Raw genomic sequence first — 24,040 nt, forward strand, 5'->3', positions numbered from 1 at the left:
ATGCGCACCGCCCGCCGGGTGATCGGCCTCGCCCTTCTCGTCGTGGCCTGCGGTTACCTCGTCACGGTCGTCGACGCCGGAGTGCTCGCGAAGGTCCTGGCCGCAGTCGCCGCAGATCCGCTCGGTCTGCTCGTCGCGCTCGCGTGCTACGCACTGGCGTTCGACCTGCGTGCCCGGGCGTGGCGGCGGATGCTGCCGGGACTCGCCTACGGCCACTCCTGGGCAGCCCTCCACGTGAGCCTGCTGGGCAACCACGTCCTGCCGTTCCGTTTGGGTGAGGCCCTGCGGGTGACGAGCGTGCTCCGGCGTACCGACCTCCCCGCCGGGCCAGTCACCGCCACCGCCGTCACCTCGCGGGTCGCCGACCTGCTGAGTGTGGTGCTCCTCGCCCTTGTCGCAGTTCCAGGACTGGTGCTCGATGTCACCGACCCGTGGGTGTGGGCGCTCCTGGCCGGCCTGGTGGCTCTCGGGGCCGCGGCGGTGTGGTGGGTACGCAGGCTCAGGCTCACCGCCGCCCAGACCAGGACCCGATCCGGCGAGAGGGTACGGCTCCCGGGCGGGCTCGTGGTCGCGGCAGCTGTCGTGGCGTGGGTGCTCGAGTCGGCCGTCGTCTGGGAGATCGCGCGGACCGCGGGGGTGCCGCTGGCGCCACTCGAGGCGGTCGCTGTCACGGCGGTCACCATCGTGGCGCAGGCGGTGGCCGTCACGCCGGGCGGTTTCGGATCGTACGAAGCCGCCGCCACGGCCGCGCTCACCGGCCTCGGTGTGCCGACGGGTCAAGCCTTCGCGATCGCGCTCGCGACGCACGCGGTGAAGACGGTCTACGCCCTACTCGTCGGAGGCGTCGCGCTCCTCGTGCCTGCGCCGACGTACTGGGGACTGCTGCGCCTGCCGCGTACTGTCCCGCCTCGCCCGACGCCGTGGCCGATCGAGTCCGCGGCACCGGTCGTCGCGATCATGCCGGTGCACAACGAGCAGGACACCGTAGGTGAGGTCGTACGCAGGTTGCCGGAGACAGTCCACGGCAGGCCGGTCCAGTGCGTGGTCGTCGACGACGGGTCCTCCGACGGGAGCGCGGAGCGGGCGGCGGATGCCGGTGCCCACGTCGTCCGGCACGGCCGCAACCTCGGTCTCGGCGCCGCGGTCCGGCGGGGGCTCGCGGAGGCGACGAAGCTGCGGCCCGCCGCTGTGGTCTACCTCGACGCCGACGGGGAGTACCAGCCCGAGGAGCTCGCACGGCTCGCCGAACCAGTCCTCACCGGAGGTGCCGACTACGTGATCGGCTCGCGGTTCGCCGGGGACATCCGCCGGATGCACGCGCATCGGCGACTCGGGAACGTCGTGCTGACCTGGTGGGTGCGCTGGCTCACCCGGCGCCGGGACGTGACCGATGGCCAGAGCGGCTACCGCGCCTTCTCCGCCAGGGCGGCCGCCGAGGCCGAGATCGTGCACGACTACAACTACGCGCAGGTCCTCACCCTCGATCTGCTCGCCAAGGGATACACCTACACCGAGGTGCCGATCACCTACGCGTTCCGGGAGAGCGGGCGATCGTTCGTCCGGCTCGGGCGTTACCTGCGCAAAGTGGTCCCTGCCGTCCACCGGGAGCTGAACGGGCCGGGATTTCAGTCCTCGACCACGTGGGCGGCGAACCGCTCCCGTGCGGCCGACCATGCCACGTCGTCGAACCCCCGCGCGGAGAGCGCGTCGACCGCGTCGTAGGCCATCGCGAGCGCATGGTGGGTGTTGTCATGGGCGAAGGTACCCAGCCGCCCGAACGTCGTCACCCGCGGCAGATCCAGCGCCCAGGCGTCGAGGGCGCTGAGGTGCCGTTCGAAACCCAGGTCGTAGACCGGATAGACATGCGGCAGCCGGCGTACCTCCACATCCGCCCGGGCGGCCGGGCGGAGGCCCGTCCTGGCGAGGGCGTCGTCGACCATCTCCGCGAGATCCTCGGCCGAGGCCTTCCATACCGGATCACCCATCGCACAAGGGATTTCCGCGCACAAGACGCTGCGATCCGCGGGATCGTCGACACTGACGCGGTAGTTGGCCGGCTCGGAGATCCGCGTGACCGGTGTCTCGGGTCCAGGCAGATAATGCGCGTCGTACGCCGAGTAGCGGCCACCCTCGTGCACCACGTAGACGAGCACCATCGCCCGGAAGCGCAGGTGTTCCGCCGCCTCGAGCGCGGCGTCAGGACGTGGTTCGGCGATCCGACCGAGCACGGGCAGCGGGATCGTCGAGAACACCTGCTCCGCCCGCAGGGTCGCACCGTCGGTGGTGTCGATGGTGACGCCTCCGGCGCCGGTCGACAGGCGCTCGGCCGCGACACCCAGGCGGATGCTCGCGCCGGCCTCGGTCGCCGCGTCCGCGAGAGCTTCCACGATCTGGCCGAAGCCCCGGCGAGGGTAGAAGAAGACCCGGCCCTGCAGCTTCGCTTCGGCACCGCCCCTCTGGCTCGGTCGAGACAGGCGCAGCATCCGCGCGGCGATCTTCCACGGCGTGTCCGCCGTCACCCTGCGGCGGGCCTGCTCCCCCGCGATCCGGTCGCCGGGCAGACCCCAGAGCTTGCGTGCGTACGGTGCGTAGAGCGCGTCGTACAACGCCGGACCGAGGCCGGCCCGCAACACGTCGGCGTAGGTGTCGGCCTGCGGCCGGCGTAGCGGCGCGGTCACCGCATCCCGCGCGACCCGGGCGAGCAGGCCGGGCGGGAGCGCCCTGACCAGTTCGGCGGCACGCAGCGGGAAGCCCACCCACCGCTCGCCCACCCGGAGGCGGCCGTTGCGGGGCCGGGTCTGCAGGTCGGAGCCGAGGAGGCCGTGCAGGTCGGCGAGCAGCTCGGGCGGCGTGGCCGGGTGCAGCCGGTGGCTGCCGTGGTCGACGCGGACACCGGCGACCTCGAAGCTCGCCGCCATGCCGCCGACGGAGGGCGCGCGTTCGAGAACGGTGACGCTCAGCCCTCGCCGCGCCGCGCGCCAGGCGGCCGCGAGCCCTGCCGGACCGGCGCCCAGCACCACGAGGTCGGCCGAAGCCGCGGAACTGTCTGCCACGCCAGCCATTCCTACACGGTGGACCGCCGGCGCGGTGGCGCGGGCCTCACCCCGCGGCCGAGACCTCGATGTCGCGGGCCTCGGCGTCAGGAGCCGCGAAGGCGAGCAGTCGCTCCCCCTCCTTGCCGAGGGTGGCCTGGTCGCGCTTCGTCAGGCGGACGAACGGATCGACTCGGAGCGTCACGTTCCCGCGCTGCTTGACGATCCGCCAGGTCCCGCGGACGAAACCGTCGACGAGAACGGTTCCGGGGAAGATCCCGTTGACGGTGTAGATGCGCGGCCAGTGTTCGTCGGCGATCACCCGGGTGCGGTCGGCATGGGCGAGCAGCAGGTTGTCGAACTCCGCGACATACCGGACAGGAGCCGGCGTGTCCGGGTCGGGCCGCGGCGCGTCGGGCAGGTCGACCAGCTCGCGTCCCCGTTCGTCCCGGTACGTCCGCAGCTCCGGCCGGATACCGTCGACGACCTCGCCGAGCTTCGTCAGCCCTGACCACTTCGCGATGTCCGCGACGGTGGCCGGGCCGAATGCGGCGAGGTACCGCCGGACCAGCTCGGCGAGGGCCGGCTGAGGGTCCATCGGAGCGCCCAGCCAGGACTCCGCGGACGTGTGCCGCGCGAGCCCGCCGGCACCCCAGATCGCCCGTGGGGGTACCTGCACGAGGGGCACTTTGGCGCGGACGACCTGGGCGAGTGCCGAGGCGTCCCGGTCGGGCCATTGCTCCCGTAGCTGGGCGCCGAGCTCGGCGAAGGTGAGTGGCCGCTCGTCCACCAGCGCGCGGCCGGCCTTGGCGACCTCCTCGAGTTCCAGCCCGTCGAGGGTCCGGCCGAACACGGCACTCAGGCCCCGCTCGGAGACGACCTGCACGAGCGGCCGCAGCAGCCGGCAGTCGCCCGCGGACACCAGGTGGATCGTCGAACGCATCAGCACGATGCGCACGACCTGCCGTGTCGTGAGCAGGTCCGCCAACTCCTCAGGCCGGAAGTCGACGAGCCGTGACCACAGCCCGTAGTACGGCGGGAACGGCGCCTGCGCCTGCAGGCCGGCCACGCGCTCCACCGCGTCGAGTGCGGGCAACCGCCACCGCCGGAGCAGCAGCTGCCGCTCAAGCGTGGCGCGGTTGAGCGCGCGCGTCGTGAGCACGTCGCTCATCGGTGCGACCGAAAGAAGGCGCGGACGTCTCCGGTGAGCAGGTCCGGCACCTCCATGGCCGCGAAGTGTCCGCCGGTGTCGAAGTCGCTCCAGTGGACGATCGTGTTGGTCTGCTCGGCGAACCGCCGGATGGCGATGTCCTCGGCGAACACCGCCACCCCGGTCGGAACGGCGGTCTTCGTGGGCCAGTTCTGGCTGCGCATGCTCTCAAGGTAGAGCCGCGCCGCCGAGCCCGCTGTCGCGGTGAGCCAGTAGAGCATGACGTTGGTGAGCAACCTGTCCCGGTCGATGGCCGCCTCGGGCAGGCCCTCGGCCGGATGCGTCCACTCCTTGAACTTCTCCACGACCCACGCCAGCTGGCCGACCGGCGAGTCGGTGAGCCCGTACGCCAGCGTCTGCGGGCGCGTCGCCTGGATCTGGAAGTACGCGTTGCCCTCGGACAGGAAGCGGTTCTTGCGTTCGATGCGTTCCTTCTCGACGTCGGTGAGCTCGGCGAGCACGGCGTCGTCGACCGGTCCGAACGGGATGAATCCAGCGGTAGCCGCGTTGACGTGGACGCCGACGACCCGCTCACCGTCGACCCGCGCGAGGTCCGGTGCGATGAAGGCGCCGAAGTCGCCGCCTTGAGCGCCGTAGCGCTCGTAACCGAGCCGGTGCATGAGCTCGGCGAACGCGGCGGCCATGCGCCGGGAGTCCCAGCCGCTCTCGCGCGTCGGGCCGGAGAAGGCGAAGCCGGGCAGCGACGGGATCACCAGGTGGAACGCATCGGCCGGGTCGCCTCCGTGAGCGCGGGGGTCGGTGAGCGGGCCGATCACGTCGAGGAACTCCACCACCGACCCGGGCCAGCCGTGGCTGAGGATCAGCGGGAGCGCGTTCGGCTCGGGCGAACGCACGTGGAGGAAGTGGATCAGCTGGCCGTCGATCTCGGTCGTGAACTGCGGGAACTCGTTCAGCTCCGCTTCGTGCTTGCGCCAGTCGTAACTGGTCCGCCAGTGCTCCACGAGGTCCCTCAGATAGTCCAGGGGTACGCCGTGGGTCCAGCCGACGCCGGGCAGCTCGTCAGGCCAGCGGGTGCGGGCGAGCCGGTCGGCGAGGTCGTCGAGGTCGGATCGCGGGATGTCGAGGTGGAACGGCCGGATCTCCGGACTGCACCCGGGCGGGTTGGTGTTCGTCATGACAGTCACCCTAGGAGCCAGTAAGGTCAGCTCTTGTCCTAACCCTTGGCGAGGATTCAAGGTATGTGGGAAACCTCTGGACGGCTCCTCCAGCTGCTCTCGCTGCTGCAGAACCGGCGCGACTGGTCCGGCGCTGAGTTCGCCGAGCGGCTCGGCGTCACCGTGCGTACGGTCCGGCGCGACGTCGACCGTCTGCGGGCGCTGGGTTATCCCGTCCATGCGACCCGCGGAACCGCCGGCTACCGGCTGGGCGCGGGCGCCTCCCTGCCGCCGCTCCTGCTCGACGACGACGAGGCGGTCGCCGTGGCCGTGGGCCTGCGCACCGCCGCAGGTGGCACGGTCGCTGGCATCGAGGAGACGTCCGTGCGGGCACTCGCGAAGCTCGAGCAGGTCCTGCCGTCCCGGCTACGCCACCGGGTCAACGCCCTGCAGGCGGTCACGGTTCCGATGGCCTCGGGTGCGGCGACCGTCGATCCGGGTGCGCTGACGCTCATCGCCACCTGCTGCCGCGACCACGACCGACTGCGCTTCGACTACCAGGCCCACGACCGGAGCTCGAGCGAGAGGACCGTCGAGCCACACCGGTTGGTCCACACCGGGCGGCGGTGGTATCTCGTCGCCTACGACCTGGACCGACACGACTGGCGGACGTTCCGGGTCGACCGGATCACGCCACGCACGCCCACCGGTCCGCGCTTCGCGCCGCGCGAGCCGCCCGATCCCGACATCGCGGCGTACGCGTCCAGGGGCGTCTCGACCACGACCTACCGGTACCAAGCCCGCTTCACGATGCATGCACCTGCCGAGGTGGTCGCCGACAAGGTGACGCCGACCTCGGGCGTCGTGGAGGCGGTCGACGCCGACACCTGCCTGCTCCACACCGGGTCCAACTCGCTCGAGGAGCTCGCGATCTACGTCGGAGTGCTGGGGTTCGACTTCCACGTGCACGAGCCTGCCGCACTCGCCCCGCACATCCGTACGCTCGCGGCGCGGTTCGGTCGCGCTGCTCAGTCCGCCCCTCAGGCGTCACCGGACGACTCGGGGGCGAGGGCTGGCGCCGGCGATTCGGGCTGAGGACCATGCGCCTCCGCGGCGGTACGCCGCGCCGCCTCGTCCTCGCGCGTGAGTCCGGATCGGCTGCGTGGCTGCTCCCGTCGCTTCCCCGCCCGTCGGTTCTCCACCGGTCGGTTCTCCACCGGTCGGTTCTCCACCGGCCGGTTCCCCACCTGCCGGTTCCCCATCGGTTGTCGCAGAACCGGGTGCATCCGGTCGTTCAGCAGTCCATGGAACGTCGCACTGAACGCCGCGCCGATCAGGAGCGAGATCACGATGAGGTACAACCACAGCAGGACCGCGATAGGAGCGGCGAGCGGACCATAGATCGACGTACTGCCGATCGCGTGCGACAACGTCCAGCGCAGCGCGAAGCTCCCGGCGATCCAGAGCACCATCGCCACCACCGCACCACCGAAGTCCTGCAACCACGGCGTCCGCTTCGGTACGGCCAGGTGGTAGAGCGTGGTGAGGAACACGCTTGAGGACACCAGCACGGCGGGCCAGTACGCGGTCGTCAGGAAGTCCAAACGTGCCGGAAGGAGCGTGTCGACGAGGGACGGTCCGGCGAGGACGAGCGGGAGGACGACGATCGCCATTCCGAGGGCGACAACGTACAGCGAGAACGACAGGACCCGGGTCTTGACGATTCCGCGCCGCCCGCCGAGGCCGTGCATGATCGCGATCGTGTCGATGAAGACGTTCAGCGCGCGCGAACCTGACCAGAGGGCGAGGACGAAGCCGACCGAGATGACATCGGCACGACCTTCGTCGAGAACGGCGTCGAGCGTCGGCACGATAACGCTCTGGACGCTCTGCTCGGTGAGGGCGCCTCGGGCGACCTCGACCAGCTCCGCCTTCACGAGTTCGACGGTGTCGGGGCCGAATCCGCCGACGACGTAGCCGATCGAGCCGGCCAGACCGAACACCAGCGGCGGCAGCGACAGGATCGCGAAGAACGCTCCCTCCGCCGCGAGGCCGGTCACGCGGTAGCGCACGCATGCGCCGACAGTTCCTCTGAGAAGTCGCCAGGCCAGCGAGCCACGAAATCCTCGCCGAGTCCGCTCCCCCTGCGCGCCAGCCGCCGGCGCCCGCCCGCTCATGCGCATACCGTAGCCACATGGACGCGCAACACCCCGCAACCTCCGTGTCACCTCCCCGCCGGGTACGCCGAGAGAACGAGGAGACGCATGCCGTCACCAACCAGCCTCCGGTCCTGGACTACGACGCGTTCGGTTCGGACAGTGCCCTGCAGGAGGCACTGACGCGATGGGGGCCCGAACGGGGGTCCGGGTCCGCGTACTCCCGCCTCAGCGAGATCGGCACCGTTGCCGGGTCACCACAGGCGCGGGCTCTGGCGTTCGACGCGCACCGCCACCCACCCCGGCTCGTGACGCACGACCGGTACGGTCACCGGGTCGACGAGGTGGAGTTCCATCCGTCCTGGCACGAGTTGCTCGGGCGGGCCGTTGGCTGGGGGCTGCACGCGACACCGTGGACGTCGCGCGAGCCGTCTGCGCACCTCACACGTTCGGCCGGTTTCTATCTCTGGAGTCAGGCGGAGGCGGGGAATGGCTGCCCGGTGTCGATGACCTACGCCGCCGTGCCCGCCCTCCACGTCGACCCGGCGCTCGCAGCGGAGTGGGTGCCCCGGCTCGCGTCGACGACCTACGACCCCGGCCTGACGACGGCAGCGGGCAAGGCCGGCTGCCTCGCCGGCATGGCCATGACCGAGAAGCAGGGCGGTTCGGACGTACGCGCGAACACGACCGTCGCGGAGCCACTCGGGTCGGCGGGCGAGTATCTCCTCACCGGACACAAATGGTTCTGTTCGGCTCCCATGAACGACGTCTTCCTGGTGCTGGCGCAGGCGCCCGGAGGGCTCACCTGTTTCGTCGTACCCAGGGTGTTGCCCGACGGCAGCCGCAACACCTTCCGGCTGGTACGTCTGAAGGACAAGCTCGGCAACCGCTCCAACGCCTCCGCCGAGGTGGAGTTCGCGTCCACGTGGGCGCGGCGGCTCGGCGAGGAGGGACGTGGCGTCGCCACGATCATCCCGATGGTCGCGAGCACCCGGCTCGACTGCGTACTCGGTTCGGCCGCCCTCACCCGGCGTGCCGTGGTCGAGGCCGTCTGGCATGCGCGCCACCGCCGGGCGTTCGGGAAGGCTCTGGTCGACCAGCCGGCGATGGCGAACGTCCTCGCCGACATCGCGGTCGAGCAGGAGGCCGCCACCCTGCTGGCGCTCCGGCTCGCGACGGCCGTCGACAGGGCCCCGGCCGACCCGGCGGCGCAGGCGTTCCTGCGGATCGCCCTTCCAGCGGCGAAGTACCTCGTGTGCAAACGGACTCCGGCCGTGGTGGTGGAGGCGCTGGAGTGCCTGGGCGGGAACGGCTACGTCGAGGAGTCCGGCATGCCGTTGCTCTTCCGCGAGTCGCCACTGAACTCGATCTGGGAGGGTTCGGGTTCAGTGCAGGCGCTCGACGTCCTGCGGGCGCTGCAACGCGAACCCGCCGCCCTCGAAGCCTGGCTGCGTGAAGTGGCCTCCGCCCAGAGCGCCGATCCCCGCCTTGCCCGCGCTGTCGAGGACGTCCTGACATCGCTGGCTGACCTCGACCAGGCGGAGTACCGCGCACGTCGGCTTGCTGAACGCCTCGCCCAGGTCCTGCAAGGCGCCTTGCTCGTGGAGTACGCCCCGGCCGAAGTGGCCGACGCCTTCTGCGCCTCCCGGCTCAGCGGGGATGCTGGCGTGACGTTCGGCACCCTCCCGCGCGGCGTCGACGCCGACGCCATCCTCCACCGCGCTGTGCCGGATTTCTGACTCGGTTCCGGCGTGGTGTGATCTTTCCCCCACATATGCAGCGCCGTACCCTAAGTGCCATGCCTCCACCAGGCTTCCATTTGGCGCTTCCCCCCAGCTACTACGGTGGGGTGCGCACGGTCATCCCCTGGTGCTCGCACTCACCTTCATGATCCCGATTGGCGTTCTCATCGGAGGTGCATTCGCAGCACATGAGACGTCGGCCGCTGCGATCTTCCTGGTCGGGTTGATCCTTTCCGCGATCGCCTATGCTCTTTTCTCCCCGCCGTACGTCTGGGATTCAAGGGCAGGCTCAAGAGCGCGGATTGTCGCAGGTACTGGCGCCTCCTGGCATTGCTCGCCATAGTCTGCGTTGCGTTCTCAATACTTGTCTCTGCACAACGGACAGGCCATCCCGAGCACTCGCCATGACCGCAATAGGGCTGCTCTGCTATGCCGGCGCATATCACTTGCGAAGGGTCTATGGGGTTCATCGCCGCTTCTCTCCGCCTGCACCCGCTTACGGCAACCTTGCGCGAAGGACATCCATGCGTTGTCGCAGCCGATCGAGGTTCTCCTCTGCCACCTCCTCGATCGATCGCCCGCTGGTGAGTTCGGCGGCGAGGTCGGTACGACGCTGCACGATCGCCTCTTCACCCTCCCGCAGCGCGGCCTCGATGTTGCCAGCGAGCCGCGCCGGGTCGGTCTCGATGGCATAGCGGGTCCGGATCTCGAGCGAGAGCAGAACACCGTCACCGTTGAACTCGGCGGCGACGGCACCTCGTTCGCGCTCCACGCGGAGCGACTCCGAGGACAGCCTCGCGAGGATGTCCCGCGCCCCCGGGATCGTCGTCACCAAGCCGCGGAGCGCCGCGGCGACCTCGGACCCAGCGGCCTCGCTGAAGCCCGCGTCGGCGTAGGCCACCTGCTCGGCATGGGCCGCCTCGTCACGGGCGGCACGGTAGAGCGCCGCGATCTCGCGGTCCAGCACCTGGGCCTGCAGGACCCGCTGCCATCGCGGGTCGACTTCGACGTGCTTGATCCGGCCGACACCGTCGACGCTCAACTGGATCACCCTGCGTCGGTCCTCGACCGTGTAGCTCCGCGAGACGATCTGGTCGCGGACACGCTGCACGCGCCCGTCCAAGGCAACGAACCCGAGCGCGAGATCGTCAGGTCCCGCCCCCATGGCGAAGCCATCCAGACTCACACGTGACCCCCGAGTAGTGCCTGACCTGCGCCGCTCTGGTGGCGAGCACCGTAACGGCTGGACATCGAATCATGTCAAGGTCTGGGGAGCACCTGCCAGCCCACGGGCCCGGCCCTCTGCACTAGGCTCGTGGTTACCGCGACTGGCGCAGGCAAGGTGGAATCGACCACCGGGGAGCGGCGTACGGGCTGCCGTACGACAGAACACCGTCCCGTACGACCGAGCACGGGCACCGCGCGCCTGGGTGCCTGGGTCTGAGGGCGTGTCCCTGAACCACAGGGCACGCACGACCAGGCGGTCACCGAGTGACCGTCACCACCGCTGACCCAGGAGGAGCAATGACGCAGCGTACTGGTCTCGACCTCGCCGCCAGGCTGGCCGACGCCGATCCGGAGATCGCCCGGCTCATCGAGGCCGAGGGCCGTCGGCAGTTCGAGAAGATCCGACTGATCCCGAGCGAGAACTACGTGTCCCAGGCCGTCCTCGAGGCGACCGGCACGGTTCTCACCAACAAGTACTCCGAGGGCTACGCCCGCAAGCGCTACTACGAAGGCCAGCAGATCATCGACGAGGTGGAGGAGCTGGCTGTCGCCCGCGCCAAGGAGCTCTTCGGTGTCGAGCATGCCAACGTCCAGCCCTACTCCGGCTCACCGGCCAACCTCGCGATCTACCTCGCGTTCATGCAGCCGGGCGACACGGTCATGGGGATGTCGCTTCCGATGGGCGGCCACCTGACGCACGGCTGGAGCGTCTCCGCGACCGGGAAATGGTTCCGCTCCGTGCAGTACTCCGTCGGGCGCGAGACCGGCCGGGTCGATCTCGACGAGGTGCGTGAAATCGCTCGCGCAGAACGCCCGAAACTGATCTTCTGCGGTGGAACAGCGATCCCGCGACTCATCGACTTCGAGGGGTACGCCGAGATCGCCCGCGAGGTCGACGCCCTTCTCGTCGCTGACATCGCCCACATCGCCGGCCTCATCGCAGGCGGAGCGCATCCCTCGCCCGTCGGACACGCGCCGGTGATCTCGACGACGACCCACAAGACCCTGCGCGGGCCCCGAGGGGCGATGCTGATGAGTGACCAGGAGCATGCCAAGCCGCTGGACCGAGCGGTCTTTCCTGGACTCCAAGGTGGGCCGCACAACCACACCACCGCCGCGATCGCCGTTGCGCTGAAGGAAGCCGCCACCCAGGAGTTCACGGCGTACGCAGGGCAGATCGTCGAGAACGCCAAGGCGCTCGCCACCGCCCTCATCGAGCGCGGGTTCGATCTGGTCTCGGGCGGCACCGACAACCACCTGATCCTCGTCGATCTCACGAACAAGGATGTCGGCGGCAAGCCGGCTGCCAAAGCCCTGGACAGGGCTGGCATCGAGCTCAACTACAACACGGTTCCCTATGACACCCGGAAGCCGTTCGATCCCTCCGGGATCCGGATCGGTACCCCCGCTGTCACCACTCGTGGCTTGACTCCCGCGCACATGGCCCAGATCGCGGCCTGGATGGACGAGGCCGTGGAGGCGGGCAAGAAGGACGATGGCGAGGCGCTCGACCGGATCGCGGCGGACGTCCGCGACTTCACCAAGGCGTTCCCCATCCCGGGCTGGCCGGCCAGCTGACTCTGGTCAGAGACAGCAGCGAGCCCCGCTGACCGACCTCAGCAGGTGGCCAGCGGGGCTCATGCGAGGGAACGCCCTCGTCGGGTGATCAAGGCGTTCGGGTCAATGGTGACCGGCAATGGGATCAGTGCCTCCCAGGTCTCACCCGGTCAGAGCCGTTCCGCCAGACAACCCCACGCCCCGCGCCCGGTCGGAGCGCGACGATGTCGGGAACGAAGTTGGCACCTGGCAGGCGTACGCGGCCACCGACGCTCCATCCGGATCGCGCACCTCACCGGTGGTTTGTTCCGGTTCCGCCGGTTCCTGACGTGCCGTGACAGGCGGTAGGCACAAGCCCGCAGGACCTACAGCGTCGGCGCACTCGATGCGTCCTCTGGCGGGCCGGAGAGGTGGCGGCTGAGGAAGTCGAGCTGGAGCGCCATCTGCTTGATCTGCTCCTCGACGACGACACTCATGTGACCGGCCTCGAACCTGTAGTCCTCGTACGGCGTTCCCAACGCGGCGAGGCGGGCGAGGTAGTTGTCGACCGAGCGGATCGGACAGCGCGGGTCGTTGGTGCTGGCGATGACGAGAAGCGGCGCCTTCACCCGGTCGGTGTACGTGATCGGGTTCGATCGCGCCCACTTGTCCGGGATCTGCTCAGGTGAGCCGCCGAACAACGACCGGTCGTATTCGCGGACCGGTTCCATTTCGTCCTCGTAGAGCGCGACGAGGTCCCCGATGGGGACGTCGGCGATCCCGGCGGCCCAGCGGTCGGCTTGCGTGCCGAGCGCAAGCAGCGTGAGGTAGCCGCCCCACGACTTGCCGGTGATCACGCACCGGTCGGGATCACTGAGTCCCGTGTCTACCGCCCAGTCGCGCACTGCGGCGACGTCCTCGAGTTCGACCAGGCCGGGCGCCGGTCGCAGCGCGTCGCGCCAGGCCGCGCCGAATCCGGACGAGCCACGATAGTTGACGTGGACGACGCGGAAGCCGGCGTCGACGAACGCGGCCCGGATGGGGAAGAAGCTGTCGGTCATCTCGCCGCCAGGCCCGCCGTGGAGCCAGAACACCGTGGGCATCGGACCGCTCGCGGCCGGAGGGCTGGCCACCAGGGCGTGGATCCGTCCGCCCGGGCCGTCGACCCAGGCATCGTCGAGGGCTGCGGACGGCGGTGCCGGTTCCACCACCTCCAGCACCGGTGACCCGGACTCGGTCAGGATGGCGGTCGGCCGGTCACCCGCCGACCACTGGTACTCCACCGTGCCATCCGGTCGTACGCCATGTCCCCAGACGACGCCGCGCGCGGTCCCCACCCGTGCGAGGCTCTCTGCCCCCAGGTCGTACCGGTAGAGCTCATCGCGCGCCTGCCAGTGGCGTCGGATCAGCAGAGCCGATCCGTCCGGGTACCAGGAAGCGGTCAGTTCACCGGGTAAGTCGATACGTGGCTGGACGAAAGTATCGGCGGCGAGGTCCCAGATCATCGGCTCGGAGCGGCCGGATCGCTCGTGATGGAGGAGGAGTCGGGAGTCCTCGGGGCACGGCGCGAAGGCCGCCGCGTGCAGGGCACGGCCGATACCGTCCCACAGCTCGCCCGCGATCTCACCGACGGCGGTCTCGCACCCGGTTCGCAGGACACGGATTGCCGGATAGTCCGCGTCACCGTGCTCGGAGTGCTCGATCGCCAGCAGAGTCTCGTCGTAGGACATGGCCGAGACCTGCGCGTGGCGGGCCGACTCGTACAACGTGGTCGTGGCCGCGCTGTCGAACCGGTGGAGGTGGAGTCGCACGCCGCCACGCTCGGACATTCCGACCGCCGCCACCCGGTGACCGAGTGCCAGGCCGACCGGGTAGCCAGGCGCCAGGTCTGGAAACGCGATCTCGGCTTTGTCGCCCGCCGCGCCGGAGACGTCGAACGCCTGTCGCACCCACCGGCCACGCTCGTCATGGGCGGTGTCGTCGAACCACCAGACCGACTCACCGTCCGGATGGATCACGCCCCACGTGGTTCCCTCCGGTCGTGACGTCAACTGGGCGTGCCGGGCCTCCTGGCGATCCCATCCGTACAGCTCGGCGGTACCGCTGCGGTTGGAGGTGTAGAGGCACCGATGCGGGGCGTCACGCGCCCACCGTGGAAAGCTGATGTCGGTCGCCCTGAATCGTCGAACCCACGCTGGCTGAGTCATCGGGCGATCTTGCCAGAGGCCAGCTCCGGGCACCCAGCAGTCGGCGCAGAGTGCCGCGAATTGGGACGTAACCCCTGGGCCGAGGCTGATCAGGGCAACCCAGAATCCCTACGAGGAGAGTCGGACTTCGAGATGGGCGTCTCGCATCGCGGACGATTCAGTTGCCAGTCGGGCATCATTCACGCAGGCTGATGACCATGATGACGCCGGTAACCCCGCTCCTCGTGGGACGGCGTCACCTCGATTTCGGTCGCATGCGCAGCATGCTGTGTCTCTCGGCGCGCTGAGGCGCCCTATCCTCCCCTGACAGCGGGACCCGGGCGCTCGGTCGCGCCGGCCTCCTCGACTCTCGCCGCTCGGCACGGTGGCGTTGGCCATCCTGTGCCCTGACCGAGGACCAAACACTTTATGACATCCACGTCGTCTGCCGCCCGGCCGCGGCCCGCCGCCAACCGTCCCCCACGCCGCAAGCGCGGCGAGGGACAGTGGGCGCTGGGCTACCGCGAGCCGCTCAACAAGAACGAGCAGGCCAAGAAGGACGACGACCCGCTGAACGTCCGTGCCCGGATCGAGAACATCTACGCCCACCGCGGCTTCGACTCGATCGACCCGTCCGACCTGCGCGGTCGCTTCCGCTGGTGGGGCCTCTACACCCAGCGCAAGCCCGGAATGAGCGGGGAGCACACCTCGATCCTCGACACCGAGGAGCTCGAGGACTCCTACTTCATGCTGCGCGTCCGCATCGACGGTGGTCAGCTCACGGTCGCGCAGCTGCGCACCATCGCCGACATCTCCACGACGTACGCCCGCGACTCGGCAGACGTCACCGACCGGCAGAACATCCAGCTGCACTGGATCCGCATCGAGGACATGCCGACGATCTGGGAACGCCTGGAGGCCGTCGGCCTGCAGACCCAGGAAGCGTGCGGCGACTGCCCTCGGGTCATCATCGGCAGCCCGGTCGCGGGAATCGCCGCCGACGAGATCATCGACCCGACACCGGCCATCCACGAGATCGCCACCAGCTACATCGGCAGCAAGGAGTTCTCCAACCTGCCGAGGAAGTACAAGACCGCCCTCACTGGCCACCCGAGCCAGGACGTCGCGCCGGAGACCAACGACATCGCGTTCGTCGGCGTCGTCCACCCCGACCACGGTCCGGGCTTCGACCTGTGGGTCGGCGGGGGCCTGTCCACCAACCCGATGCTCACCCAGCGGCTCGGCACCTGGATCCCCCTCGACGAGGTCGCCGAGGCGTGGTGGGGCGTCACGAGCATCTTCCGCGACTACGGCTACCGGCGGCTGCGGCACCGCGCACGGCTCAAGTTCCTCGTCGCCGACTGGGGACCCGAGAAGTTCCGCGACGTGCTGGAGAACGAGTATCTCAAGCGCAAGCTGGTCGACGGTCCCGCGCCCGAGCCGCCCGCGGTTCCCGGCGACCACATCGGGGTCCACCGCCAGAAGGACGGCCGATACTACGTCGGCGTCGCGCCGGTCGCCGGCCGGGTGTCGGGGAGCCAGCTCGGCAAGTTCGCCGACATCGCCGCGGCCCACGGCTCGGATCGCATCCGTACCACACCGCTGCAGAAGCTGCTCGTGCTCGACGTCGAGGAGGACCAGGTCGAGCACCTGGTGGGCGCACTCGCCGACATCGGCCTGCAGGCACGCCCGTCCGGATGGCGCCGCCACACCATGGCCTGTACCGGGATCGAGTACTGCAAGCTCGCCATCGTCGAGACCAAGGCTCGCGCGGCCGCGTTGATCGACGAGCTGGAACGGCGCATTCCCGAGCTCGACGTCCCGATCACCGTCAACCTCAACGGCTGCCCCAACTCCTGCGCCAGGATCCAGGTCGCCGACATCGGTCTCAAGGGCCAAAGCGTGCTCGACAATGCCGGGCAGCAGGTGGAGGGATTCCAGGTCCACCTCGGTGGTGGGCTCGGGCTCGACGCCGGCTTCGGGCGCAAGCTCCGCCGCCACAAGGTCACCGCCGACGAGTTGCCGGACTACGTCGAGCGGGTCGTCCGCCACTACCTCGACCAGCGTGAGCAGGGCGAGCGCTTCGCCCAGTGGGTGACCCGGGCGCCAGAGGAGGCCCTCACATGATCCGGAGCGGCTCGGTGACGAGCAAGCGAAGTGGTCAACCGAGCGAGGAACGAGCGTGGTTGCCCGCGCAGCGAGCGAGGAGGCGAACGCGACCATGAGCACCGAGCGCGCGACCCCGTTCTACTGCCCGTACTGCGGCGAGGAGGACCTCCGTCCCGCCGAGGACAGCCACGGCGCGTGGGAGTGCCGCGGCTGCACCCGTGCCTTCTCCCTGAAGTTCATCGGACTGGTGGTGCGTTCATGAGTCTTACTGCCGCTTTGCCTCAGCAGTCGGGGGCGTCCGGGCGTGACGCCGCGGAACTCGAGGCGCTCGCCACCCAGGCGGGCCGCGACCTCGAGCACGCGACCGCCACCGAGATCATCCAGTGGGCGGTGGACACGTTCGGTGAACGGTTCTGCATCACGTCGTCGATGCAGGAGACGGCGCTGTCGCATCTCGCCTCGACGGTCCAGCCAGGCATCGACGTGGTGTTCCTCGACACCGGCTACCACTTCGCGGAGACCGTCGGCACCGCCGACGCCGCCTCGGTGACCATCCCGATCAACCTCGTCACCGTCCGGCCGCGGCAGACGGTGGCCGAGCAGGACGCCACGCTCGGAGCCGACCTGTTCGCACGGAACCCGGACCTGTGCTGCCAGCTCCGCAAGGTTGCGCCGCTGGAGCGGGCGTTGCAGGCCTACGACGCCTGGGCCACCGGAATCCGGCGCGACGAGGGACCGGACCGGGCGAACACACCCGTGGTCGCATGGGACGCCCGGCGCGGCAAGGTCAAGATCGCGCCCTTCGCCCGGTGGACCCAGGATGACCTCGACAGCTACATCGTCGACAATGGCGTGATGACCAACCCGCTCCTCCACGACGGCTACCCGTCCATCGGCTGCTGGCCGTGCACGCGGCGGGTGGCGCCCGGAGAGGACCCGCGGAGCGGGCGGTGGGCGGGGCTGTCCAAGACCGAGTGCGGCATCCACACATGAGCCCGCGCTATCCCCTGATGCTGGACCTGTCCGGACGCCGGGCAGTCGTCGTCGGGGGTGGCCCGGTCGCCGCGCGCCGGGTCCGTGGTCTGCTGGACGCCGACGCCGAGGTCGTGGTGGTCGCCCCGGAGTTGTGCGAGGACCTCGCGGTCATGACCGGTGACGCGCAGGTCGCCTGGATTCCTCGGGAGTACGCCTCCGGTGACCTTGCCGGGGCATGGGTCGTGCAGACCGCGACCGGTGACGTGTCGACCGACGCCCAGGTCGCCGCCGATGCTGATGCGGCCGGCATCTGGTGCGTACGCGCCTCCGACGCCACCCACTCACCCGCCTGGACGCCGGCCACGGCACGGGTCGACGACGTGACCGTCGCTGTCTCCGCCGGACGCGACCCGCGCCGGGCGCGCGCCATCAAGGACCGCATCGCCACCCAGCTCGAGACCGGCGAACTGCCAGTACGCAGGTACCGCCGTCCCCGCAACGGCCACGTCGCCCTGGTCGGCGGCGGGCCCGGCGATCCCGGACTCATCACCGCCCGTGGTCGACGGCTGTTGGCCGACGCCGACGTCGTGGTCGTCGACCGACTGGCTCCGCGTGCCCTGCTCGCCGAACTCGACCCGGGCGTCGAGGTGGTCGAGGCCGGCAAGGGCCCGCAGGCCCACACCATGACTCAGATGGAGATCAACGACCTTCTCGTCGAGCGTGCCCGCGCCGGCCAGCAGGTCGTACGCCTGAAGGGCGGCGACCCGTTCGTCTTCGGCCGTGGCGGCGAGGAGGCGCTCGCCTGCGCCGAGGCCGGCGTTCCCTGCGAGGTCGTTCCGGGCGTGACCAGCGCAGTCGCCGTGCCGGAGGTGGCCGGAATTCCGGTGACCCACCGCGGCGTCGCCCGGCAGTTCACCGTCGTGTCGGCGCACACGTCGCGGCGCGGCGAGGAGCCCGACTGGGAAGGCCTTGCCGGCCTGGAAGGCACCCTCGTCTTCCTCATGGGGGTGAGCCAGCTCGGCGAGATCGTCGACGGCCTCCTCTCACACGGACGGTCGCCCGACACGCCGGTCGCTCTCGTCGAGCGCGGCACCCTGCCGGAGCAGCGTCTGACGCCGGGCACCCTGGCGACGATCGTCGACATCGCCGCCGCCCAGGACGTCCGCTCCCCCGCCGTCATCGTCGTGGGCGAGGTCATCACCCTGGCATCACAGCTCGCATCCGGCGACGGGCGGCGATGACCCAGGGCCTCCTGCTGCTGGCCCACGGCAGCCGCGACGCCCGAGCGGCACAGGTCGCACAGCAGGTGGCCTCCGCGGCGGCGACTCGTGCGCGGGCCGCTACGCCGGATCTCGAGAGCTGCGCGGCCTTCCTCGAACTGGCTGCGCCCTCGCCGGAACAGGCGCTCGACCTGCTGGGCGAGCGTGGCGTCGACGATGTGGTCGTCCAGCCGTTCCTGCTGAGCCATGCGTACCACTCGAAGGTCGACCTGCCGGGCGTGTCGGCCCTCGTCGAGGAGCGCGGGTGGCCGGTCCGCACCGGCGACGTGCTGGGGCCCGACGACCTGCTCATCGACGCGTTGGCCGCTCGCCTGGACGAGGCGTGCGCGGCGGCCGGCTACGACGCGGTGGTGCTCGCCGCGGCCGGCTCCACCGATCCCGACGCCAACCGTGCCGTCCAAGGCGTTGCCAGCGCCCTCGCCACGCGAATCGACACGCCCGTCACGGCGGGCTTCGCCTCCGCGGCGGAGCCCCGGGTCGGTCCCGCCGTCTCGCAGGCGAAGGCCGGCGGCGCGCGGCGCGTCGCCGTCGCGACGTACCTCCTCGCACCCGGCTTCTTCGCTGACCGCATCCGCGCGGACGCCGGACAGGCGGGCGCGTTCGAGGTGAGCGCCCCCCTCGGCGCTCGGCCGGAGATCGTCGAACTGGTCCTCCGCCGCTCAGGGCTCGCCTGACAGGTAACCATTCCGCGGCAGGGGGCCCATGCGCCGCCCGGGGCGCCGGCTCACCTGGAAAGATGCCGCTAGTCAGCAACATGTGCGATCCGGCGGAAAGGAGCGGAATGGTCGAGGTCTGGCCTGGAACGCCGTACCCCCTGGGTGCGACGTTCGACGGGGCGGGCACCAACTTCGCGCTGTTCAGCGAGGTCGCCGATGCCGTCGAGCTGTGTCTGTTCGACGGCGATGGCGCCGGCGACCGGGACAGCGGGAACGTCCGCGAGACCCGCGTGGCTCTGACCGAACGGGAGGGTTCGGTCTGGCACTGCTACCTCCCGCGGATCGGTCCTGGACAACGCTACGGGTTCCGCGTCCAGGGCCCGTACGAACCCGTGACCGGTCACCGCTGCAACCCCGCCAAGCTCCTGCTCGACCCCTACGCCAAGGCGATCGAGGGTGAGATCGACTGGCACGAGTCGCTGTTCTCCTACCGCTTCGGCAGCCCGGACACGCTCAACTCCGCCGACTCCGCCGCTCACACGATGAAGTCGATCGTCGTCAACCCCTACTTCGACTGGCAGGACGACCGACTCCCCCGTCGCTCCTACCACGAGACGGTCATCTACGAAGCACACGTCAAAGGGCTCACGATCAACCATCCGGACATTCCCGAGGTGATCCGGGGCACCTACGCGGGACTCGCGGCGCCGGCGATGATCGACCACCTGCAGTCGCTGGGCGTGACGGCGGTCGAGCTGATGCCGGTGCACCAGTTCGTCCACGACAGCACCCTCGTCCAGAAGGGCCTGTCCAACTACTGGGGCTACAACACGATCGGCTACTTCGCGCCCCACAACGCCTACGCCGCGTCGGGCCAGCGCGGTGAGCAGGTGCAGGAGTTCAAGGCGATGGTCCGGGCGCTGCACCGCGCTGACATCGAGGTGATCCTCGACGTCGTCTACAACCACACCGCGGAGGGCAACCACCTCGGGCCGACGCTCGCGTTCCGGGGCATCGACAACGCCGCCTACTACCGGCTGGTCGACAACGACCCGCGCTACTACATGGACACGACGGGCACCGGCAACAGCCTGCTCATGCGGCACCCCCACGTGCTCCAGCTGATCATGGACTCGCTGCGCTACTGGGTGAGCGAGATGCACGTGGACGGCTTCAGGTTCGACCTGGCGGCCACCCTCGCCCGGCAGTTCCACGAGGTCGACCGCCTGTCGGCGTTCTTCGACCTCGTCCAGCAGGACCCGATCGTGTCGCGGGTCAAGCTGATCGCCGAGCCGTGGGACGTCGGGCCGGGTGGCTATCAGGTCGGGAACTTCCCGCCGGTCTGGACGGAGTGGAACGGCAAGTACCGCGACTGCGTACGCGACTTCTGGCGCGGCCGCCCCGCCACCCTCGGCGAGTTCGCGATGCGGCTCACCGGATCGTCGGACCTGTACGAAGACGACGGGCGCAAGCCGTACGCCTCGATCAACTTCATCACCGCCCATGACGGCTTCACGTTGCGCGATCTCGTCTCGTACAACCACAAGCACAACGAAGCCAACGGCGAGCACAACCGCGACGGCACGTCGGACAACCGGTCCTGGAACTCGGGCGCCGAGGGACCCACGGACGATCACAGCATTGTCGCGCTCCGCCAGCGCCAGCTACGCAACTTCCTCGCCACGCTGTTCCTGTCCGAGGGTGTGCCGATGATGCTGCACGGCGACGAGTTGGGGCGCACGCAGCACGGCAACAACAACGCCTACTCCCAGGACAACGACATTTCCTGGGTCTCCTGGGTCAACGCCGACTCGGACCTTCTCGCCTTCACGAGGACGGTGAGCCAACTCCGCGCCGAGCACCCGGTCTTCCGGCGCCGCCGATTCTTCGACGGTCTTGGCGGCGGGGACGGGGTAGGCGACGTCGCCTGGCTCAAGCCCGACGGCACCGACATGACCGGCCGCGACTGGACGGCGGGATTCGCGAAGTCGCTCACTGTCTTCCTCAACGGCGAGGCGATCCGTGAGCCCGGCCGGCAGGGCGAACGCATCGTCGACGACTCGTTCCTGCTGCTGTTCAACGCCTCCGAGGACGACCTCGAGTTCTCCGCACCAGGCGCGAAGTACGGCGAAGCGTGGGAGCCCGTGCTGGACACGGCCGACGACGACCTCCGGGAACGTGGGGCCGTGCTGGCGGGCGAGCAGCTGAAGGTCATCTCCCGCTCACTCGTGGTGCTCAAGCGGGTCTGAGCGCAAGCCGGGGAGCCATCCCGGCCGTGTCGTCGGGTGCCATGGTCGCCTGTCAGGTGGCGCTGAGCCGGGCCTTCTCCGCCTCGACGTCGAAGTCCGCTGCGGGCCACTGGGGATCCAGGTCCTGCAGGTGCTCGACGAGCAGCTGAGTGACCGCCCAGTTGCGGTACCACTTGTGATCACTGGGTATGACATACCACGGCGCGGCCTCGGTGTCGGTCCGCTCCAGCACGTCCTGGTACGCCTGCTGATAGTCGTCCCAGTGGAGGCGTGCGGCGACGTCGTTCGGGTCGTACTTCCAGTGCTTCGTAGGGTTGTCCAGCCGAGCCATCAGGCGCTTCTTCTGTTCTTTCTTCGAGATGTGCAGGAAGCACTTGACGATCCGGGTTCCGCGGAGCGTCAGCTGGTCCTCGAACCTCGTGATCGTCGCGTACCGGCGGGACCAGGTGGCCCGGCCCACCAGCCCGCGCACGCGCGCGACCAGCACGTCCTCGTAGTGCGACCGGTCGAAGATCCCGAGATAGCCCGGCGCCGGAAGCTCACGGCGGATCCGCCACAGGAACCCGCGGCGACGCTCCTCGGGCGTTGGCGCCTTGAAGCCCACCACACGGACGCCCTGTGGATTCACCAGCCCGACCGCGTGCCGTACGGTTCCGCCCTTTCCCGCCGTGTCCATGCCCTGAAGGACGAGGAGCAGGCTTCGCTTGCCGCCGGTCTGACCTTCGGCGAAGAGCCGTTCCTGCAGATCGGCGAGTGCCGGGCCGAGGTCACCGACGGCAGCCCGCGCCTGGCGCTTGCCGCCCCTGAAGCCCGGCGTCGTCCTGGTCGACAGATCACCGATCACGACGGGCCGGGCCGGTGGGAGTCGGAGACGATCACTGAGCCGCTTCGCCATACCGTGCTCCCTTCCCACCGCCGTGCTGCCAGTGTCGCGTCAATTTCTGCTTGCGGCGACTCTCTGATGAGATCTCCCTGTGCGCTTGTTGATCCCGCAGACCGCTGCCCACCCACCCGCCTCCGTCGGCCGGACCGCGGAGACTGGCGTCGTCGTTCCCGGACCGGCGCACGGCGCCGACCTTGACGGCGCCGACCTGGACGACGCCGCACTCGCGGGGCTGTACGCTTATCCGCGGGATCGTCGCTGGGTCAGGGCCAACTTCGTCTCCACCGTCGACGGCGCCGCCCAAGGGCCCGATCATCGGTCGGGGTCGATCTCCGGCCCGGCTGACCGCCGCATTCTCGCGCTCCTGCGCGCCCTTGCCGACGTGATCGTCGTCGGGGCGGGCACGGTCCGGGTCGAGGGCTACGCGCCCGCTGACATCCGTCCGGCCTTCGCCCCGCTCCGCGAACAGCTCGGACTACCACCCACGCCGCCGATCGCGGTGGTGACCGACTCTCTCGACATCCCCGACCGGCTGCTGACCGATCCGCGCACCGTCGTCCTCACCTGTGCCCAGGCCGACGCCGATCGGCGGCGGCAGCTCGCCAGCCAGGTCGACCTCGCGATTGCCGGCGACGAGCAGGTCGACGCCGCGGCTGTTATCGACGCCCTCACCGCCCGGGGGCACCAGCGCATTCTCAGCGAAGGTGGTCCGACCTTCGCGGGCTTCCTCGCCCGCGCCGGACTCCTCGACGAGTTGTGCCTGACGATCTCGCCCGAGCTTCTGGCCGGGCCGGCGATGCGCATCCTCACCGGCCCCGAACTCTCCGCGCCGGCCGACCTTCGCCTTGCCAGCCTGCTCGAGGCCGACGGGTTCCTGTTCTTCCGGTGGCTCTTCGCCTGACTCGCCCAGCCGGCGACATCTGTCGGTCCGCGGAGCGCCGAACCTGTCCACCACCTCGCCGGTGACAGCGGTGCGTGTCGGTCGCCGACCCTCCACTGACGGCTCCGCATGTCTTCACTCCTCGCGCCCACTCGAACGCGTACTGTCGACGTCCGAGGGGAACACGAAGGAGCGTCATGGATATCCGAGAGCTCGACCGGCGGGTGGTGGACACCACCACCAGGCTCGTCAACACCGTCACCGCCGACCAGCTCGACCGGCCCACCCCGTGCGCCGCCTGGAATGTCCGCCATCTCCTCGAACACATGATCGGACAGCACGACGGTTTCGCCCTCGCGGCGTCGGGCGAACCTACCGAGCTGGCCGCCTGGCGTCCACGTCCCTTCGACGACGACCCGTCCGGGCCCTACACGGAGGCGGCGACCCTGGTGACGGCCGCGTTCGCCCAGAACGGCGTTCTCGAGCGCGACTTCTGGCTGCCCGAGGTCCGGATCACGGCACCGTTCCCTGCCCGTGCGGCGATCGGGTTCCACTTCCTCGACTACGTCGTCCATGGCTGGGATGTCGCGAAGGCCCTTGATGTCGCGACGACGTACGACCAGGACGTCCTCAACGTCGCCGTCGTCCTGGCCGCGAAGGTGCCGGACACCCCCGAGACCCGTGGACCCCGCAGCCACTTCCAGCCGGGTGTCGAGGTACCCGCCACAGCTGCGCCGCTGGACCGGGTTGTCGCCATGCTCGGCCGCGACCCCTCCTGGCGACCTTGATCTGCTGGCCTGTCAC

At 69.8% G+C, this 24,040-nt stretch carries 19 protein-coding genes and 1 riboswitch; of the genes, 12 read left to right on the forward strand and 7 right to left on the reverse strand.

What is annotated here, in order from left to right:
- Window positions 1-1,722, forward strand: a complete 1,722-nt coding sequence (locus ABN034_RS00665; RefSeq protein ID WP_349689007.1) for a lysylphosphatidylglycerol synthase domain-containing protein — start codon at window positions 1-3, stop codon at window positions 1,720-1,722.
- Here ABN034_RS00665 and ABN034_RS00670 read toward each other — a convergent pair.
- From ABN034_RS00670 to ABN034_RS00680, 3 genes are read right to left on the reverse strand one after another with little or no spacing between them, the layout of a single operon-like run.
- Complete coding sequence (locus tag ABN034_RS00670) at window positions 1,626-3,053, reverse strand: protoporphyrinogen/coproporphyrinogen oxidase (RefSeq protein WP_349689008.1); 1,428 nt, start codon at window positions 3,051-3,053, stop codon at window positions 1,626-1,628. The genes ABN034_RS00665 and ABN034_RS00670 overlap by 97 nt on opposite strands.
- A 46-nt stretch (window positions 3,054-3,099) precedes the next feature.
- On the reverse strand, window positions 3,100-4,203 hold the full coding sequence (locus ABN034_RS00675) for a winged helix DNA-binding domain-containing protein (RefSeq protein ID WP_349689009.1): 1,104 nt from the start codon (window positions 4,201-4,203) through the stop codon (window positions 3,100-3,102).
- Window positions 4,200-5,378: an epoxide hydrolase family protein gene (locus ABN034_RS00680; RefSeq protein WP_349689010.1), complete on the reverse strand. Its 1,179-nt coding sequence runs from the start codon at window positions 5,376-5,378 to the stop codon at window positions 4,200-4,202. Before ABN034_RS00680 ends, ABN034_RS00675 begins: the two co-directional genes overlap by 4 nt.
- 63 nt (window positions 5,379-5,441) lie before the next feature.
- Here ABN034_RS00680 and ABN034_RS00685 point away from each other — a divergent pair, with 63 nt between their 5' ends.
- Window positions 5,442-6,452, forward strand: coding sequence for a helix-turn-helix transcriptional regulator (locus tag ABN034_RS00685; protein ID WP_349689011.1), 1,011 nt, complete (start codon window positions 5,442-5,444; stop codon window positions 6,450-6,452).
- Here ABN034_RS00685 and ABN034_RS00690 read toward each other — a convergent pair.
- Entirely contained in the window at window positions 6,398-7,534 is a 1,137-nt protein-coding gene (locus ABN034_RS00690; RefSeq protein WP_349689012.1) for a YihY/virulence factor BrkB family protein, read from the reverse strand. The two genes, ABN034_RS00685 and ABN034_RS00690, sit on opposite strands and share 55 nt — an antisense overlap.
- 17 nt (window positions 7,535-7,551) lie before the next feature.
- Here ABN034_RS00690 and ABN034_RS00695 point away from each other — a divergent pair, with 17 nt between their 5' ends.
- Entirely contained in the window at window positions 7,552-9,252 is a 1,701-nt protein-coding gene (locus tag ABN034_RS00695; protein WP_349689013.1) for an acyl-CoA dehydrogenase family protein, read from the forward strand.
- Window positions 9,253-9,751: 499 nt separating this feature from the next.
- Here ABN034_RS00695 and ABN034_RS00700 read toward each other — a convergent pair whose 3' ends face one another.
- The gene (locus ABN034_RS00700; protein WP_349689014.1) at window positions 9,752-10,420 is read right to left on the reverse strand and encodes a hypothetical protein; all 669 of its coding nucleotides are present in this window, start codon (window positions 10,418-10,420) and stop codon (window positions 9,752-9,754) included.
- Window positions 10,421-10,569: 149 nt separating this feature from the next.
- Window positions 10,570-10,694, forward strand: a riboswitch (ZMP/ZTP riboswitch).
- Between the two features lie 85 nt (window positions 10,695-10,779).
- Here ABN034_RS00700 and glyA point away from each other — a divergent pair.
- On the forward strand, window positions 10,780-12,060 hold the full coding sequence (gene glyA / locus ABN034_RS00705) for a serine hydroxymethyltransferase (RefSeq protein WP_349689015.1): 1,281 nt from the start codon (window positions 10,780-10,782) through the stop codon (window positions 12,058-12,060).
- Window positions 12,061-12,404: 344 nt separating this feature from the next.
- Here the strand turns inward: glyA and ABN034_RS00710 are convergent, their stop codons facing one another.
- Window positions 12,405-14,225 (reverse strand): S9 family peptidase, encoded by a 1,821-nt coding sequence (locus tag ABN034_RS00710; protein ID WP_349689016.1) that lies wholly within the window; start codon window positions 14,223-14,225, stop codon window positions 12,405-12,407.
- 408 nt (window positions 14,226-14,633) lie between these two features.
- Here ABN034_RS00710 and ABN034_RS00715 point away from each other — a divergent pair, with 408 nt between their 5' ends.
- The 6 genes from ABN034_RS00715 (at window position 14,634) to glgX (ending at window position 21,473) form a co-directional block, all read left to right on the forward strand.
- Window positions 14,634-16,331 carry a nitrite/sulfite reductase gene (locus tag ABN034_RS00715; RefSeq protein WP_349689017.1) on the forward strand — a complete coding sequence of 566 codons (1,698 nt, stop codon included), beginning with the start codon at window positions 14,634-14,636 and terminating at the stop codon, window positions 16,329-16,331.
- 55 nt (window positions 16,332-16,386) lie between these two features.
- Window positions 16,387-16,575 (forward strand): hypothetical protein, encoded by a 189-nt coding sequence (locus ABN034_RS00720; RefSeq protein ID WP_349689018.1) that lies wholly within the window; start codon window positions 16,387-16,389, stop codon window positions 16,573-16,575.
- Window positions 16,572-17,306, forward strand: a complete 735-nt coding sequence (locus ABN034_RS00725) for a phosphoadenylyl-sulfate reductase (RefSeq protein ID WP_349689019.1) — start codon at window positions 16,572-16,574, stop codon at window positions 17,304-17,306. The genes ABN034_RS00720 and ABN034_RS00725 overlap by 4 nt, the downstream gene beginning before the upstream one ends.
- Window positions 17,303-18,529: a uroporphyrinogen-III C-methyltransferase gene (gene cobA / locus ABN034_RS00730; RefSeq protein WP_349689020.1), complete on the forward strand. Its 1,227-nt coding sequence runs from the start codon at window positions 17,303-17,305 to the stop codon at window positions 18,527-18,529. Before ABN034_RS00725 ends, cobA begins: the two co-directional genes overlap by 4 nt.
- Window positions 18,526-19,242: a sirohydrochlorin chelatase gene (locus tag ABN034_RS00735; RefSeq protein ID WP_349689021.1), complete on the forward strand. Its 717-nt coding sequence runs from the start codon at window positions 18,526-18,528 to the stop codon at window positions 19,240-19,242. The genes cobA and ABN034_RS00735 overlap by 4 nt, the downstream gene beginning before the upstream one ends.
- A 107-nt stretch (window positions 19,243-19,349) precedes the next feature.
- Window positions 19,350-21,473 (forward strand): glycogen debranching protein GlgX, encoded by a 2,124-nt coding sequence (glgX, locus tag ABN034_RS00740; RefSeq protein WP_349689022.1) that lies wholly within the window; start codon window positions 19,350-19,352, stop codon window positions 21,471-21,473.
- Window positions 21,474-21,525: 52 nt separating this feature from the next.
- On the opposite strand, the gene ABN034_RS00745 is transcribed toward glgX, so the two are convergent.
- Window positions 21,526-22,368, reverse strand: coding sequence for a PPK2 family polyphosphate kinase (locus tag ABN034_RS00745; RefSeq protein WP_349689023.1), 843 nt, complete (start codon window positions 22,366-22,368; stop codon window positions 21,526-21,528).
- Window positions 22,369-22,447: 79 nt separating this feature from the next.
- Here ABN034_RS00745 and ABN034_RS00750 point away from each other — a divergent pair, with 79 nt between their 5' ends.
- On the forward strand, window positions 22,448-23,257 hold the full coding sequence (locus ABN034_RS00750; protein WP_349689024.1) for a dihydrofolate reductase family protein: 810 nt from the start codon (window positions 22,448-22,450) through the stop codon (window positions 23,255-23,257).
- Window positions 23,258-23,433: 176 nt separating this feature from the next.
- Window positions 23,434-24,024, forward strand: a complete 591-nt coding sequence (locus tag ABN034_RS00755) for a TIGR03086 family metal-binding protein (RefSeq protein WP_349689025.1) — start codon at window positions 23,434-23,436, stop codon at window positions 24,022-24,024.
- The last annotated feature ends 16 nt before the right edge of the window (window positions 24,025-24,040 follow it).

Origin of the sequence: Actinopolymorpha sp. B11F2, assembly GCF_040195635.1 — a bacterium.
Classification (GTDB): domain Bacteria; phylum Actinomycetota; class Actinomycetes; order Propionibacteriales; family Actinopolymorphaceae; genus Thermasporomyces.